A 15,115-nucleotide genomic window follows, 5' to 3' on the forward strand; every position below is an offset into this window, starting at 1 on the left:
CGGCGGAGGGACAGGAGACAGCGATGCAGGAATCGTCGGCGACGACCTTCCCGCGACTGCTGCTGGAGCACGCCCGGCTACGCCCGGCGCATCCGGCCTATCGCGAAAAGGATCTCGGCATCTGGCAGACATACAGTTGGTCACAGGCGGCACAGGAGGTTCGGGCGCTCGCATGCGGGCTCGCTGCTTTGGGCTTCACGCGCGGCATGAACCTGGCGGTGGTCGGCGACAACCGCCCGCGCCTGTACTGGGCCATGACCGCGGCCCAGGCACTGGGCGGCGTGCCGGTGCCGCTGTACCAGGACGCCATTGCCAATGAAATGGTCTATGTGCTCAACGATGCGGAGATCGACTTCGCCATCGTCGAAGACCAGGAGCAGGTGGACAAGCTGCTCGAAGTCGAAGCGCAGCTTGCCGAATCCGGCCGCCGCGTGCACCACGTCATCTACGAAGACCCGCGCGGGCTGCGCGACTACGATCATCCGTCGCTGATGTCGTACCAGCGCCTGCAGGAGATCGGCCGCGAATATGACCAGGCGCATCCGGGCTTCTACGACGAGGCGATTGCCGCGGGCTCGCCCGAGGACACGGCCATCATCCTCTACACGTCGGGCACCACCGGCAAGCCCAAGGGCGTGTGCCACGCGCACCGTGGCCTGATCGGCTCCGCGCAGAACGGATGCCGCTTCGATGGCCTGACGGCGAAGGACGATGTACTGTCCTACCTGCCGATGGCGTGGGTCGGCGACAACCTGTTCTCTTACGCGCAGGCCATGGTGGCGGGCTTCACCGTGAACTGCCCGGAATCGCGCGAAACCGTGATGACGGACCTGCGCGAGATCGGCCCGACCTACTACTTCGCGCCGCCGCGCATCTATGAAGGCCTGCTGACGCAGGTGATGATCCGCATGGAAGACGCGGGCTGGGTCAAGCGCAAGCTGTTCCACTGGGCCATGGGCGTGGCGCGGCGCTGCGGTGCCGACATCCTCGACGGCAAGCCGGTGGGCCTGGCCGACCGCGTGCGCCATGCTGCTGGCGAGCTGCTGGTCTACGGTCCGCTGCGCAACGTGCTCGGCATGAGCCGCATCCGCGTGGGCTATACCGCGGGCGAGGCCATCGGCCCGGACCTGTTCCGCTTCTACCGCTCGATCGGCGTGAACCTCAAGCAGTTCTATGGCCAGACCGAGACCTGCGCCTATGTCTGCCTGCAGCCGGACGGCCATGTGAAGTTCGATTCCGTTGGCCCTGCAGCGCCGGGCATGGAAATCCGCATCGCCGAGAACGGCGAGGTGCTGGTGCGCGGCGTGGGGCTGCTCAAGTCCTACTACAAGCGCGACGATGCCACGCGAGAGGCCATCAACGACGAGGGTTACTTCATGACAGGCGACGCCGGCGTGATCGACGCCGACGGCCACCTGAAGATCATCGACCGTGCCAAGGATGTGGGCAAGCTTGCCGACGGCTCGATGTTCGCGCCCAAGTACATCGAGAACAAGCTCAAGTTCTTCCCGTACATCAAGGAAGCGGTGGCCTTCGGTACCGGCCGCGACCAGGTCTGCGCGTTCATCAACATCGACTTCGATGCGGTGGGCAACTGGGCAGAGCGCCGCCACCTGCCGTATGCGGGCTACATCGACCTGGCTGGCCAGCCCGACGTGATCGCGATGATCGGCGAATGCGTCGAGCAGGTGAATGCCGACCTGGCCAACGATGCCATGCTGGCCGGCTCGCAGGTCGCGCGCTTCCTGATCCTGCACAAGGAGCTGGACCCGGATGATGACGAGCTGACGCGCACGCGCAAGGTGCGGCGCGGCTTCATCGCGGAAAAGTATGGCGTGCTGGTCGATGCGCTGTATGCGGGCAAGACCGAGCAGTTCATCGAGACGCGCGTCAAGTTCGAGGACGGTCGCGAGGGCAGCGTGTCGGCCACGCTGAAGCTGGTGGATGCCAAACGCCTGCCGCCGTCGGCACGTGCGGCGTGAGCAGGGGAGCAAGAGCATGACGCAAGTGGCCTGGCAAGGAACGGACCGCGTGCCCGCGGGGCAGCGCGGCGGACAACCCGAATGGAGCGGCATGGCGCGCACGGATGCATCAGGTGCCATTCCCGGCGGCGGGGCCATTGCGCCGAGCGGCCCGATGGCGCCTGGCGCGCCGCTGGCCGACATGGGCCTGCAGACCGGTGCGCAGCAATCGCAGCAGACGCATGAGCAGGCACGCACCGGCGGCGAGGTGATCCTGGACCTGCAGCACATCTCGCTGTCGTTCGGCGGCGTGAAGGCGCTGACCGATATCTCGTTCGATGTGTGCGAGCACGAGATCCGCGCCATCATCGGACCGAACGGCGCGGGCAAGAGCTCGATGCTGAACGTGATCAACGGCGTGTACCACCCGCAGCAGGGGCGCATCGTGTTCCGCGGCGAGGAACGCCGCCAGATGCATCCGACCGCCGCCGCGCGGCAAGGCATTGCCCGTACGTTCCAGAACATCGCGCTGTTCAAGGGCATGACGGTGCTGGACAACATCATGACCGGCCGCAACACGCAGTTCCGCACCGGCTTCCTGGCGCATGCGCTGTGGTGGGGCCCGGCGCGCAACGAGGAGATGCGGCACCGGCAGAAGGTGGAAGAGGTGATTGACTTCCTGGAGATCCAGTCGATCCGCAAGACGCCGGTCGGGCGCCTGCCGTACGGCCTGCAAAAGCGCGTGGAACTGGCGCGCGCGCTCGCGGCCGAGCCGTCGATGCTGCTGCTGGACGAACCGATGGCCGGCATGAACGTGGAAGAGAAGCAGGACATGTGCCGCTTCATTCTGGACGTGAACCGGCAGTTCGGCACCACCATCGTGCTGATCGAGCACGACATGGGCGTGGTGATGGATATCTCGGACCGCGTGGTGGTGCTGGATTACGGCAAGAAGATCGGTGATGGCACGCCGGACGAGGTGAAGGGGAATCCGGACGTGATCAAGGCGTATTTGGGCACGTCGCACTGATTAGCCACCGTCATTCCCGCGTAGGCGGGAATCCAGCGTCTTTCGCGTTCCCTTCCCGAAAGGCGAAAGCAAGAGACGCTGGGTCCCCGCTTTCGCGGGGACGACGAAGTTGAAACCGATGGTGGGAATGAACCATGACGTTCTTCATTGAAATCCTGCTCGGCGGCCTGCTGTCGGGCCTGATGTACTCGCTGGTGGCGCTGGGCTTCGTGCTGATCTACAAGGCCTCGGGCGTGTTCAACTTCGCGCAGGGCGCGATGGTCTACTTCGCCGCGCTGGCCGTGGTGGGCCTGATGGACAAGGGCTTGCCGATGTGGGCCGCCGTGATCGGCGCCTTCGTTGTGATGATCATCGTGGGCATGAGCACCGAGCGCTTCGTGCTGCGCAAGCTGGTCAACCAGCCGCCCATCACGCTGTTCATGGCCACCATCGGCCTGTCGTTCTTCCTGGAAGGGCTGGGGCCGCTGTTGTTCGGCAACGAAGTGCGCCCGATCAACCTCGGCATCGTCGACGAGCCGATCGAGGCGATCCTGACGCGTTTCAACATTGTCCTCTCCAAGTTCGATATCGCCGCCGCCGCGATCGCGGGCGTGCTGGTAGGCTCGCTGGCCCTGTTCTTCCAGTACACCAAGGTGGGCCGCGCGCTGCGTGCCGTCGCCGACGACCACCAGGCCGCGCTGTCGCTGGGCATTCCGCTGCAGCACATCTGGGCGATCGTGTGGGGCGTGGCGGGCTTTGTCGCGCTGGTGGCCGGCATGCTGTGGGGCTCGCGCAATGGCGTGCAGTTCGCACTGACGCTGACCGCGCTGAAGGCGCTGCCGGTGCTGATCCTCGGTGGCTTTACTTCGGTGCCGGGCGCCATCGTTGGCGGCCTGATCATCGGCGCGTCGGAGAAGCTTGCCGAGATCTACATCCCGCCGGTGTTCCAGTCGGCGTTCGGCGGCAACTTCGGCGGCATCGAAGGCTGGTTCCCGTATGTCTTCGCGCTGCTGTTCCTGCTGGTCAGGCCCGAAGGCTTGTTTGGTGAAAAGCATATCGACCGCGTTTAAGCCCGTCGTTCCCGCGAAGGCGGGAACCCAGTGACTTTTACCGCCAACGCATCAAAGCCGCTGGGCTCCCGCCTTCGCGGGAGCGACGAGCAGGAAGGAGACAAAGATGTTCTATCGTGAAGCCGGCCAGTTCAAGACGAGCTACGTTGCCGACAGCCAGATCTTCCCCATCCGCCAGGACCGCATCGGCTTTGCTGTGCTGATGGCGGTGGCCTTCCTGGTGATTCCGTTCGTCGGGTCGGAATACTGGTTCTCGGCCATCCTGATCCCGTTCCTGATCTTTGCGCTGGCCGCGCTGGGCCTGAACATCCTGACGGGCTATGCCGGGCAGTTGTCGCTGGGCACGGCGGCCTTCATGGCAGTGGGTGCCTATGCCGCCTATAACTTCCAGTTGCGCATCGAAGGGCTCCCGGTGCTGCTCACGTTCATTCTCGCAGGCCTGTCTGCCGCCGTGGTCGGGGTGGCGTTCGGCCTGCCGTCGCTGCGCATCAAGGGCTTCTACCTGGCGGTGGCGACGCTGGCTGCGCAGTTTTTCGTGGTGTGGGCGCTGACCAAGTTCCCCTGGTTCTCCAACAACAGCTCGTCGGGCGTGATCACGGCGCAGCGGTTGGACTTGTTCGGCATCGCGATCGACACACCGGTGAAGAAGTACCTGTTCGTGCTGACCCTCGTCACGGTGCTCGCACTGATCGCCAAGAACCTCGTGCGTTCGGCTACCGGCCGTGCGTGGATGTCGGTGCGCGACATGGACGTGGCGGCCGAGGTGATCGGCATCCCGCTGATGCGCACCAAGCTGCTGGCCTTTGCGGTGAGCTCGTTCTACTGCGGCGTGGCCGGTGCGCTGTACGCGTTCTGCTACCTCGGCTCGGTCGAACCGGACGGCTTCTCGCTGGACCTGTCGTTCCGCGTGCTGTTCATGATCATCATCGGCGGCGTGGGCAGCATCCTGGGTTCTTTCCTGGGTGCGGCGTTCATCCTGCTGCTGCCGATCTTCCTGGACAACGTGCTGCCGCCGCTCGCATCGCTGCTGCACCTGCCGTTCACGAATGCCACGGTGTCGCACATCCAGCTGATGGTGTTCGGCGGCCTGATCATCTTCTTCCTGATCGTGGAGCCGCACGGACTCGCGCGGCTCTGGCAGATCGCCAAGGAGAAGCTGAGGCTGTGGCCGTTCCCGCACTAATCGTATCAACCGCTTTCTGGTGTAGCTTTTCGATCAAACGGGTACCCCATAACAAACGCACCTGCCAAGGTGAAGGAGACTGTCATGACAACCCTGATTCGCAATGTGCAGCGTGCCGTGCTGGCCGTGAGTGCCGCGGCCGCGCTGATGGCGCCGGCGGCAACCGCGCTGGCGCAGGCCAACGAGCAGTTCGTGGCGCTGCCCAGCTACCGTGTGGGCCCGTATGGCGCCAACGGGCAGTCCTGGTATGGCGGCTTCATCGACTACCTGAACTACGTCAACCTGAAGGATGGCGGCGTCAACGGCGTCAAGCTGAGCTGGGAAGAATGCGAGACCGAGTACAACAACGCCAAGGGCGTGGAGTGCTATGAGCGCCTGAAGTCGAAGAACGCCACCACCAAGGGCACCGCCTACCACGCGATGTCGACGGGCATCTCCTACGCGCTGGTCGACAAGACCGCCTCCGACAAGGTGCCGCTCGTGATGATGGGCTACGGCCGCACGGATGCGGTGGACGGCTCGGTCTTCCCCTATGCCTTCCCGCTCGTGACGACGTACCAGATGCAGGTGTCGGCCATCGTGAAGTACCTCGCGGGCAAGAGCGGCGGCTCGCTGGCCGGCAAGAAGATCGTCTACCTGTATCACGACTCCGCCTATGGCAAGGAGCCGATCGTGGCGCTGCAGGCCGAAGCGAAGCTCGGCAAGTTCAACCTGGTCGAGATCCCGGTCGCGCATCCCGGCAATGAACAGGGCGCGCAGTGGCTGAAGATCCGCCAGGAGAACCCGGACTACGTGATCTTCTGGGGCTGGGGCGTGATGAACCAGACCGCGCTGAAGGCCGCGCAAAAGGTGGGCTTCCCGCGTGACAAGATGATCGGCTCCTGGTGGGCGGGTTCGGAAGAAGACACCGTGCCGGCCGGCGAGGCTTCCAAGGGCTATATGAGCGCCACCTGGAACGTGGCCGGCCGCAGTGTGCCGCTGATCGCCGATATCGACAAGGTGGTGTACGGCGCGGGCAAGGGCAATATGCAGGACAAGAACAAGGTCGGTTCCGTGCTCTACAACCGTGGCGTTTCGGCTGCCGTCGTGACCGTGGAAGCCATCCGCGTGGCGCAGGCGAAGTTCGGCAAGGGCAAGCCGATGACCGGCGACCAGATGCGCTGGGCGTTCGAGAACCTGAACCTGACCAACGCGCGCCTGCAGCAGCTTGGCGCCACCGGCCTGCTGCCGGAGATCAAGACGAGCTGCGAGAACCACGAGGGCTCGGGCAAGGTGAAGATCCAGCAATGGGATGGCACCAAGTGGGTCGTGGTGTCCGACTGGATCGAAGGCAACAAGAACCTGATCCACCCGCTGTTCAAGGCGACCGCCGCGCAGTATGCGAAGGAGAAGGGGATCACGCCGGGGTGCATGAAGTCGTGATGCTGTCTGTGTTCTGACGGTTGTCTCCCCTCACCCGCTTGCGGGAGAGGGGAGACAACCGAATGCAACGTGAAGTCCCGAGTTACCGCAATGCCAACACGAGCCGTACCATGACCCTCCTCTCCGTCAACAACATCGAAGTCATCTACGATCACGTGATCCTGGTGCTCAAGGGCGTGTCGCTCGAAGTGCCGGAGGGCAAGATCGTGGCCCTGCTGGGGGCCAACGGCGCCGGCAAGACCACGACGCTCAAGGCCATCTCCAACCTGCTGCACGCGGAGCGCGGCGACGTCACCAAGGGCTCGATCGAATATCGCGGCGACCGTGTCGACCAGCTCACGCCGAACGACCTGGTCAGGCGCGGCGTGATCCAGGTGATGGAGGGCCGTCACTGCTTCGCCCACCTCACCATCGAGGAGAACCTGCTGACCGGTGCCTACACGCGCGGCCTGTCGCGTGGCGAGACGCGCGACGAACTCGAGAAGATCTACGCCTACTTCCCGCGCCTGAAGACGCGCCGCAAGTCGCAGGCGGGCTACACCTCGGGCGGCGAGCAGCAGATGTGCGCGATCGGCCGGGCCATGATGGCCAAGCCCGCGATGATCCTGCTGGACGAGCCGTCGATGGGCCTGGCGCCGCAGATCGTCGAGGAGATCTTCGAGATCGTGCGCGACCTGAACACGCGCGAGAAGGTCAGCTTCCTGCTGGCCGAGCAGAACACCATGGTGGCGCTGCGCTATGCCGACTACGGCTACATCCTCGAGAACGGCCGCGTGGTGATGGATGGCGACGCCGAGTCGCTGCGCACCAACGAGGACGTCAAGGAGTTCTACCTTGGCGTGGCCGCCAACGATGCTGACGGCGGGGAGCGCAAGTCGTTCCGGGATGTGAAGAGCTATCGCCGAAGGAAGCGCTGGCTGGCATAGGCCCGTTTGCTCGTCGTCCCCGCGCAGGCGGGGACCCAGTGACTTTTCCACCGCAAGGGGAACGTGAAAGACGCTGGATTCCCGCCTGCGCGGGAATGACGGTGGTCGATTTCGACCATCACCAGGTTGACACGCTACCGATTGAAATTCCAAACCATGCCCGAATACTTCGATTCGCTCGAAACCCGTGCGCCGGACGTCCGTGAGCAGGCGCTGCTTGCCGCGCTGTCGCGCCAGGTCGCGCATGCCCGCGCACATGCGCCGTACTTCGCCGAGGCGCTGCGTGACGTGGACCCGGCCGCACTGACCTCGCGCGAAGCACTGGCCGCGCTGCCGGTCACGCGCAAATCGGACCTGACCGTGCGGCAAAAGGCCATGCCCCCGCTCGGCGGGCTCAACGCCACGCCAATCGGCGGCCTGCGCCATGTCTTCCAGTCGCCGGGTCCGATCCACGAACCGGACGGCCACGACGCCGACTGGTGGCGCATCGCGCGCGCCATGTTCGCGGCAGGGTTCCGCTCGGGCGAGCTGGTCTACAACACGTTCTCCTACCACTTCACGCCGGCCGGGATGATGATGGAAACCGGCGCGCACAGGCTGGGCTGCTGCGTATTTCCGGCGGGTGTCGGCCAAACGGAGTCACAGGTACAGGCGCTGGCCAGCCTCCAGCCGTCCGCCTATGCGGGCACGCCGTCCTTCCTCAAGCTGCTGCTGGAACGCGGCGCGGAAATGGGCACGCCGTGCCACAGCCTGTCCAAGGCGCTGGTGTCGGGCGAGGCGCTGCCGCCATCGCTGCGCGGCTGGTTCCAGGAGCGCGGCATTCGCGTGCAGCAGATGTACGGCACGGCCGATCTCGGTCTCATCGCCTATGAAACCGAAGGCGGCGACGGCTGGGTCGTGGACGAAGGCGTGCTGGTCGAGATCGTCGAGCCAGGGGGCACGCGGCCGATGCCGGAAGGGGAGACGGGCGAGGTGGTGGTGACCGTGCTCGGCAACGGCGACTATCCGCTGATCCGCTTCGGCACTGGCGACCTGTCGGCCATCGTCACCGATTCCTCGCGCCGTGCCAGCCCATGCGGGCGCACCAATATCCGCCTCAAGGGCTGGCTGGGGCGCGCAGACCAGACTACCAAGGTCAAGGGCATGTTCGTGCATCCGGGCCAGGTGGCCGACGTGCTGCGCCGCCATCCGGAAATCCGCGCCGCGCGGCTGGTCGTGACCGGCACCATGGGCGCGGACGTGATGACGCTGCATTGCGATACCGCGCGCGACGACGACGGACTGAAGCAGGCCGTGGCGGAGTCGTTGCGGGAAGTGATGCGCCTGCGCGGCGAGGTGGCGTTCGTGCCGACGGGCTCATTGCCGCAGGACGGCAAGCTGATCGAGGACGCGCGCCGCTACGACTAGCGGACTGACGCGGCGGACTAGTTGCCGTGCCCGCCCGGCGGCCGTGTGGGCAACCGCAGCATCCAGATGCTCACCGCCGCCGCGCATGCAATCAGCGCCGCCGACGCCAGCGGCCGCGCGCGCATCAGCCACGCCGTGGCGCCCATCGACGTCCACATCATCACCAGCGCCAGGCACTTGGCGCGCAGCGGAATGCTGTGATGGCGCTGCCAGTCGCTGACCAGCGGGCCGAAGCGCGGATGCTCGATCAGCCAGCCGTGGAAACGCTCCGAGCCGCGCGCGAAGCAGGCCGCGGCCAGCAGCACGAACGGCGTGGTGGGCAGCACCGGCAGGAAGATGCCGATGATCCCGAGCAGCAGGCTCAACGCCCCGAACGTTACCCACATCGCACGCAGCAGCCGCTGCCGGCGGCTCAGTTCGACCGCGGCAGCGAGGTTCGGGGGAGGGGAGTCGCGGCGCTGGGACTGCAACGGCAGGAATCAGGCTTAGCGCGCGATGCCCAGTCGCGCCTTGGCGGCGTCGTACTCGGCCTTCATGCGCGCGATGATCTCGCCGGCGGGCGGGATGTCGTGGATCTGGCCCACGCCTTGCCCGGCGCCCCAGATGTCCTTCCACGCCTTGGCCTTGGAGCTGCCGCTCGAAAAATCCATCTTGGTCTTGTCGGCCACCGGCAGGTTTTCCGGGTCGAGGCCGGCACCCAGGATGCTTTCGCGGATGTAGTTGCCATGCACGCCCGTGAACAGGTTGGTGTAGATGATGTCCGCGGCGGCCGAGTCGGTGATCGACTGCTTGTACGACTCGCTGGCGTGCGCTTCCTGCGAGGCGATGAAGCGCGTGCCCACGTAGGCGAAGTCGGCCCCCATGGCCTGCGCGGCCAGCACCGCGTCGCCGGTGGCAATTGAGCCCGACAGTGCGATCGGGCCGTCGAAGATCTTGCGTACCTCGCCCACCAGTGCGAACGGCGACAGTGTGCCGGCATGGCCGCCGGCGCCTGCCGCCACCAGGATCAGGCCGTCCACGCCGGCTTCCAGCGCCTTCTCGGCATGGCGCAGGCTGATCACGTCGTGCAGCACGATGCCGCCATAGCTGTGCACGGCGTCGATCATCTCCTTGACCGGCGCGCGCAGCGAGGTGATGAAGATCGGCACCTTGTGGTCCACGCAGACCTTCACGTCGTGTTCGAGCCGAGCGTTTGACGCATGCACGATCTGGTTCACCGCGATCGGGCCGACCGGCTTGCCGGGATTGGCCGCTGTGAAGCTGGCCAGTTCCTCCTGCATCTGCGTGAGCCATTCATCGAGCAGTTCGGCCGGGCGGGCATTCAGCGCCGGGAACGAGCCGACGATGCCGGCCTTGCACTGCGCCAGCACCAGTTCCGGGTAGCTGACGATGAACATCGGGGAGGCAATGATGGGAAGAGCCAGGTTTTGCAGCGCCTGGGGCAGTTGTCGGGCGGCGGGCATGGTGTCTCCTGAACCACTTGCGGGCGCCGGTGGCGCCCTGAAATGAACGGTCGTTCGGATTATAGGGATTTTATTAAAGGGGGGGATAGAGGCGTCAATCTACGATATTTTGTTGGGCTTGGCAGGCGCTGTTGTTTTGCCGGCTTAGCCGGCGGATCTCTTGTGGTTCGAATTGAATTGGCGTTCTTGGCAGGCGTGGCTGTTTCGCCGGCGTAGCCGGCGAAACAGCGGCGTCTGCCAAGCACGATACCCAATCCATCCAGCCGCTCTCAAAACCCTTCAGACATCCCGCGCCAACATACGCAAATTCTGCGCAGGATCACCCAGCACATCGCGTGCAATGCGCGCACGCTTCCCAATCAAGGTCTTCGCATTGCGAATCTCGCGCCCCTGGTTGACCGCAATCGCCGCGGTCAGCGTGCCCTCGGCGTCGAGCCCGAACAGCATGCACGGCGGCTGGTCCAGCGCTCCGCGCACGATCCATTCCGCCGCAGTGGGATCACCCGCAAACTGGATATTGAGACCGCACTGGTCAGTCCAGAACCACGGCGCGGCGGACTCGGCTGGCGCCACGCCCAGCATCGCACGCGCGGCCGTCACGGCCTGCTGGTTCGCGTTCTCCCACGTCTCGCGGCGCACGTACCGTCCGCTGTCCGCATGCCATTGGCAGGCCACGTCGCCCGCCGCATAGATATGCGGATGCGAGGTGCGGCATTGCGCGTCGACCACGATGCCGTTGTCGACGGCAAGGCCGGCCGCGCGCGCAAGCGTGGTCTCCGGCTCGACGCCGATGCCATAGACCACGGCGTCGCCGGCGATGCGCGTGCCGTCCTGCAGCGTCAGGACGATGCCGCCGTCTTCGCGCGCTGCCTGCGCAATCGGTACGCCAAGATGCAGCACCACGCCACGCGCGCGATGAACGTCGCACAGATTGCTGTTCAATACAGGCGGCGAGCAGCGCATCATCGCAAGCGGCGCCTGCTCGATCACCGTCACCTGCGCGCCAAGGTCGGTAGCGCTCGATGCCAGTTCCAGCCCGATCACGCCTGCGCCGACCAGCAGCACGCGCTGGCCGGGCCGCAGCACCGGCAGCAGCCGGCGCGCGTCGTCGAGCGTGCGCAGCGTGTGGACGCCATCGCCGAGCGCATCCAGCATCGGCAGCCGGCGCACGCGTGCGCCGGTGGCCAGCAGCAGGCTGTCGAATGCGATCGTCTCGCCGTTGCCGAGCGTGACGGTGCGCACGTCCTTGTCGATCGACGCCACGGCCATGCCGAGCCGCAGCTCGATGTCGTGCTGGGCGTAGAAGCCGTCGGGGTGAATCGCGCAGCGGGCAGTGTCCGGCTGCAGCAGGACGTCCTTCGAAAGCGGCGGGCGCTCGTACGGGACGTGCGGCTCTTCGCCGATCAGCACGACCCGGCCCGCGAAGCCCTGTTGCCGCAGCTCGGCGGCCGCGACTGCGCCGGCCTGTCCGGCGCCGACGATGACGATGGTGGAAGCCGTCATGGCGCTTCGCCTCCGGTTACAGGTGCAGGCCGCCCGCCGCGTGGCGGATGCCGCGAATGCCGAGCCCCGCATCGGCATTGATCATCACGCCGCTCAGCACGCGGTTGTTCGCGCGCGACGCCAGCAGCACGAACGGGCCGGTGAAATCCGACGGCTCGGGAAAGAACTGCAGCGGCAGGATGCTGGCAATGGCCTGCGGCGTGCGCGAGTCCATGATGCGCAGTTCGTCCTGCCCCAGCGCAGCAGGCCCGCGCAGGTCGCTGGCCATGCCGCACGGGCCTACACCGTTGACGCGGACCTTGGGTGCGAGTTCGTACGCAAGCTGCCGGATCACCCCGACCGCCGCGTGCTTGCTCGCGGTATAGAGCGGACCGCCGCCGCCCGGGTAGAACGAAGAGTTCGATAGCGTGAAGATCATGCTGCCTTCGGACGCGATCAATGCCCGCGACGCCGCCTTGGCGCCGAGCAGATACCCCTTCACGTTGATCGAGAACAGTTCGCCGAACCCGCTGTCGAGCTGCTCGGGCGACAGGTCGACGAGCGTGGACGCGTGATCCCAGACGGCCGCGTTGCCGATGAAGGTGTCGAGCCTGCCGAAGGCCTCCAGTGCGGTGGACACTACGCGCTCGTTGTCGGCGTAGGAGGTCACGTCACCCTGGACCGCAACCACGCCCGCGCCGAAGCGCTCGCGCAGCGCGGCGACCTTTTCGGCCGAGCGCTCCAGCACGGCCACGCGCGCGCCCTCGTCGAGAAAGCGCTCGACCAGCGCCAGGCCCAGCCCCGAGCCGCCGCCCGTGATCAGGGCCACCTGGTCTTCAAGCCAGCGCGGGCGCATCATGCCGCCTCCTGCACGTCGACATAGACGGCCCCGTCGACCAGCGTGACCGGGAAGGTCCGCAGCGGCTCGGTGGCCGGCTGGCACAGCGCGGTACCGGTCTTCAGGCAGAAGCGTGCCGCATGCAGCGGGCATTCCACAGTGGCGTCATCCTCCACGTAGCCTTCGGACATCGAGGCATTGCCGTGGCTGCAGCGGTCGTTCAGCGCATAGAGTTCGCCGCCGCTGCGGAACACGGCGATGGCCGCTTCTGGGCCATCGACCTTGATGGCTTCGCCGTCGGACAGGGCTTCGTCCTGGCACACAAAAATACGGGTCATGATCAGAAAAGCACACTGAGGTTGTGGGACGACAGCACCGCCTGGTCGAGCGTGATCTCGCGGCGGCAGACCTGCCAGCCGGCGGGGCCGGATACGCGGCGCACATGGTCGATGCGGCTGCCGACGTAGAAGGTTTCATCGCGCTCCTTCTGCGAGCGGTACAGCAGGTAGCTCAGGCGAACCTCGTACTCGTCCGCGGCGTCGGCAGGCTGCACCTGCACGTTCGCGATGATGTGCCGCGTCCGCGACGGCGGCTCTTCGGCCCAGGCCATGCCGGTCTCGAGCCGGGCAATGCGGCGTTCGAGCTGGGCATGCGTGTCATTGAAGATCCACGTGGTCGGCGGCTGCACGCCGCGGCGGCGGTCGCGCGTCTGCGCGTTGACGGTGGTGCGCATGGTGTACCGGATGTCTGCCGACATCAGCGCGAGCCAGTCGCGGAACTGCCAGTCGTCGAGCAATGCGGCCTCGTGATAGAGGAACTGCATAACCTCATGATGGAGTTCGAGCGGGATGGCGAACCGGCGGGCTTCGGTGGCGGCGTTCATGCCAGCACCTCCGCTTCGTACTGCGCGGTGCGCGCCTGCACTTCGTCCCAGGTGTCCGACATCAGCAGGTCGGCCCAGCGCCGGTACATGCCGCGCGCGGCGGTCTCGGAGAAGATGTAGTTGGTCATGCCGGGAATGCCGTCGTCGCGCACGCGCTCGTTGCCGAGCCCCATTTCCAGGCACAGGCGCGTCTTCTTCGCGCGCGAGCCGCGCAGTACCTTCTGCACCTCCACCCAGTTCTCTGAGTCGTCCTGCTCCAGGAAGCCGGCCGGGCCGAACGCGCGCGTCGCGCTGCGCTCGAACGCCGCCTTCACGTCGGCGGATGCGTCCTTGTCGGCAATGCAGAACGCCCATACCTCGACCTGGTTGGGGCCGCGCGGATGCCACACGCGCAGCGTCGCGGTGCCGTTGAGCCACGACAGGGTCGGGAACAGGTTGTTGTGGCCGGCCAGCCGCAGTGCGCGAACCTTGCCGAGCCGCGCTTCGGCTTCCGGGTACGTGTCTCGGAAATACTGGGACACCGCGCCGTCGACCCACACGTTCGCATCGGGCTGCTCGGTGAAGAAGAAGCCGCTGCCGTGGCCGGCCTGGCCATACTGCAGCGCGTCTTTCGCCGTCTCCCACACGGGGCGCGCGGTCTGGCCGGCGCCCAGCGCCTTGTCTTCGCTGCCGTCCTTTGCGCCCAGCACCTGCACCGCTGATGCGTGCGAGAACAGTGCGTGGTACTGGTCGCTGGCGAACTGTTCGGCGGGGAACTTCCAGTTGCAGTCGATCACCCACTTGTGCACGCCGCCGATGATCTCGGTGCCGCCTTCGCGGCGATCGAGTACGCCGTCGAGATACCAGGCGATATCGCCCATGTACGTCTCAAGATCCGGCGCCGCTGCGTCCCAGTTGCCGAACACCAGGCCCTTGTACACCGCCACGCGCGTGACTTCCTGCAGGCCCCATTTCTCCTTGCACAGGCCGTGCGGATATGCGCGCGGCTCAAGCGGGACCTCGATCAGCGCGCCATCCACGCCATAGGACCAGCCGTGGTACGGGCAGGTGAAGGCGCGCGTATTGCCGGAATCGGCAAAGCTCACGCGCATCGAACGGTGCCGGCACTGGTTGAGGAAGGCCTTGATCGAGCCGTCCTTCTGGCGCACCACCACCACCGGGTCTTCGCCCATGTAGGTGTTGAAGAAATCGCCGGCCTTGGGGATCTGGCTGACGTGCGCGAGGAACAGCCAGCAACGGCCGAAGATCCGTTCCAGCTCCAGTTCGTAGATGTCGGGGTCGGTGTAGATGGATGACGCGACGCGGCCATTGCGCGCGTCCACCAGCGCATCGAAGTCGATGTTTGCGGTCATGGTGTCTCCTTGTGGTTGGCGTCCCGTGGCGGGAACTTCCGCAAATAATCGTTGCCCGTGCCGGCGAAGTGAAATATTTTGTTTGTTGGCTATAAGACGTCAGAGCAATAACTCAAAGC

Annotated in this window: 14 protein-coding genes; 7 read left to right on the plus strand and 7 right to left on the minus strand. The window is 65.8% G+C overall.

Annotated elements, in window-relative coordinates; genetic code table 11:
- Positions 1-23 precede the first annotated feature (23 nt).
- From LDO29_RS18460 to LDO29_RS18490, 7 genes are all read left to right on the plus strand, one after another.
- Positions 24-1,982, plus strand: coding sequence for an AMP-dependent synthetase/ligase (locus LDO29_RS18460; protein ID WP_224081248.1), 1,959 nt, complete (start codon positions 24-26; stop codon positions 1,980-1,982).
- Positions 1,983-1,998: 16 nt separating this feature from the next.
- On the plus strand, positions 1,999-2,991 hold the full coding sequence (locus LDO29_RS18465; protein ID WP_224081249.1) for an ABC transporter ATP-binding protein: 993 nt from the start codon (positions 1,999-2,001) through the stop codon (positions 2,989-2,991).
- A 134-nt stretch (positions 2,992-3,125) separates the two neighbouring features.
- Positions 3,126-4,040 (plus strand): branched-chain amino acid ABC transporter permease, encoded by a 915-nt coding sequence (locus tag LDO29_RS18470; protein WP_224081250.1) that lies wholly within the window; start codon positions 3,126-3,128, stop codon positions 4,038-4,040.
- Between the two features lie 106 nt (positions 4,041-4,146).
- The gene (locus tag LDO29_RS18475; RefSeq protein WP_224081251.1) at positions 4,147-5,223 is read left to right on the plus strand and encodes a branched-chain amino acid ABC transporter permease; all 1,077 of its coding nucleotides are present in this window, start codon (positions 4,147-4,149) and stop codon (positions 5,221-5,223) included.
- Between the two features lie 84 nt (positions 5,224-5,307).
- On the plus strand, positions 5,308-6,645 hold the full coding sequence (locus LDO29_RS18480; protein WP_224081252.1) for an ABC transporter substrate-binding protein: 1,338 nt from the start codon (positions 5,308-5,310) through the stop codon (positions 6,643-6,645).
- A 110-nt stretch (positions 6,646-6,755) separates the two neighbouring features.
- Positions 6,756-7,571, plus strand: a complete 816-nt coding sequence (locus LDO29_RS18485; RefSeq protein WP_224081253.1) for an ABC transporter ATP-binding protein — start codon at positions 6,756-6,758, stop codon at positions 7,569-7,571.
- Positions 7,572-7,727: 156 nt separating this feature from the next.
- Entirely contained in the window at positions 7,728-8,978 is a 1,251-nt protein-coding gene (locus LDO29_RS18490) for a phenylacetate--CoA ligase family protein (protein ID WP_224081371.1), read from the plus strand.
- 17 nt (positions 8,979-8,995) lie between these two features.
- Here LDO29_RS18490 and LDO29_RS18495 read toward each other — a convergent pair whose 3' ends face one another.
- From LDO29_RS18495 to hcaE, 7 genes are all read right to left on the minus strand, one after another.
- Positions 8,996-9,364: a YbaN family protein gene (locus LDO29_RS18495; protein ID WP_224081372.1), complete on the minus strand. Its 369-nt coding sequence runs from the start codon at positions 9,362-9,364 to the stop codon at positions 8,996-8,998.
- Positions 9,365-9,463: 99 nt separating this feature from the next.
- Complete coding sequence (locus LDO29_RS18500) at positions 9,464-10,441, minus strand: NAD(P)H-dependent flavin oxidoreductase (RefSeq protein ID WP_224081254.1); 978 nt, start codon at positions 10,439-10,441, stop codon at positions 9,464-9,466.
- Positions 10,442-10,720: 279 nt separating this feature from the next.
- On the minus strand, positions 10,721-11,944 hold the full coding sequence (gene hcaD / locus LDO29_RS18505) for a 3-phenylpropionate/cinnamic acid dioxygenase ferredoxin--NAD(+) reductase subunit (RefSeq protein WP_224081255.1): 1,224 nt from the start codon (positions 11,942-11,944) through the stop codon (positions 10,721-10,723).
- Positions 11,945-11,960: 16 nt separating this feature from the next.
- Positions 11,961-12,782, minus strand: a complete 822-nt coding sequence (gene hcaB, locus LDO29_RS18510) for a 3-phenylpropionate-dihydrodiol/cinnamic acid-dihydrodiol dehydrogenase (protein ID WP_290369600.1) — start codon at positions 12,780-12,782, stop codon at positions 11,961-11,963.
- Positions 12,779-13,099, minus strand: coding sequence for a 3-phenylpropionate/cinnamic acid dioxygenase ferredoxin subunit (hcaC, locus tag LDO29_RS18515; RefSeq protein WP_224081256.1), 321 nt, complete (start codon positions 13,097-13,099; stop codon positions 12,779-12,781). The genes hcaB and hcaC overlap by 4 nt, the downstream gene beginning before the upstream one ends.
- A gap of 2 nt (positions 13,100-13,101) precedes the next feature.
- Positions 13,102-13,644, minus strand: coding sequence for a 3-phenylpropionate/cinnamic acid dioxygenase subunit beta (gene hcaF / locus LDO29_RS18520; RefSeq protein ID WP_224081257.1), 543 nt, complete (start codon positions 13,642-13,644; stop codon positions 13,102-13,104).
- Positions 13,641-14,996: a 3-phenylpropionate/cinnamic acid dioxygenase subunit alpha gene (hcaE, locus tag LDO29_RS18525; protein WP_224081258.1), complete on the minus strand. Its 1,356-nt coding sequence runs from the start codon at positions 14,994-14,996 to the stop codon at positions 13,641-13,643. Before hcaE ends, hcaF begins: the two co-directional genes overlap by 4 nt.
- Positions 14,997-15,115 lie beyond the last annotated feature (119 nt).

This window comes from Cupriavidus laharis (assembly GCF_914271435.1).
Taxonomy (GTDB): Bacteria; Pseudomonadota; Gammaproteobacteria; order Burkholderiales; family Burkholderiaceae; genus Cupriavidus; species Cupriavidus laharis.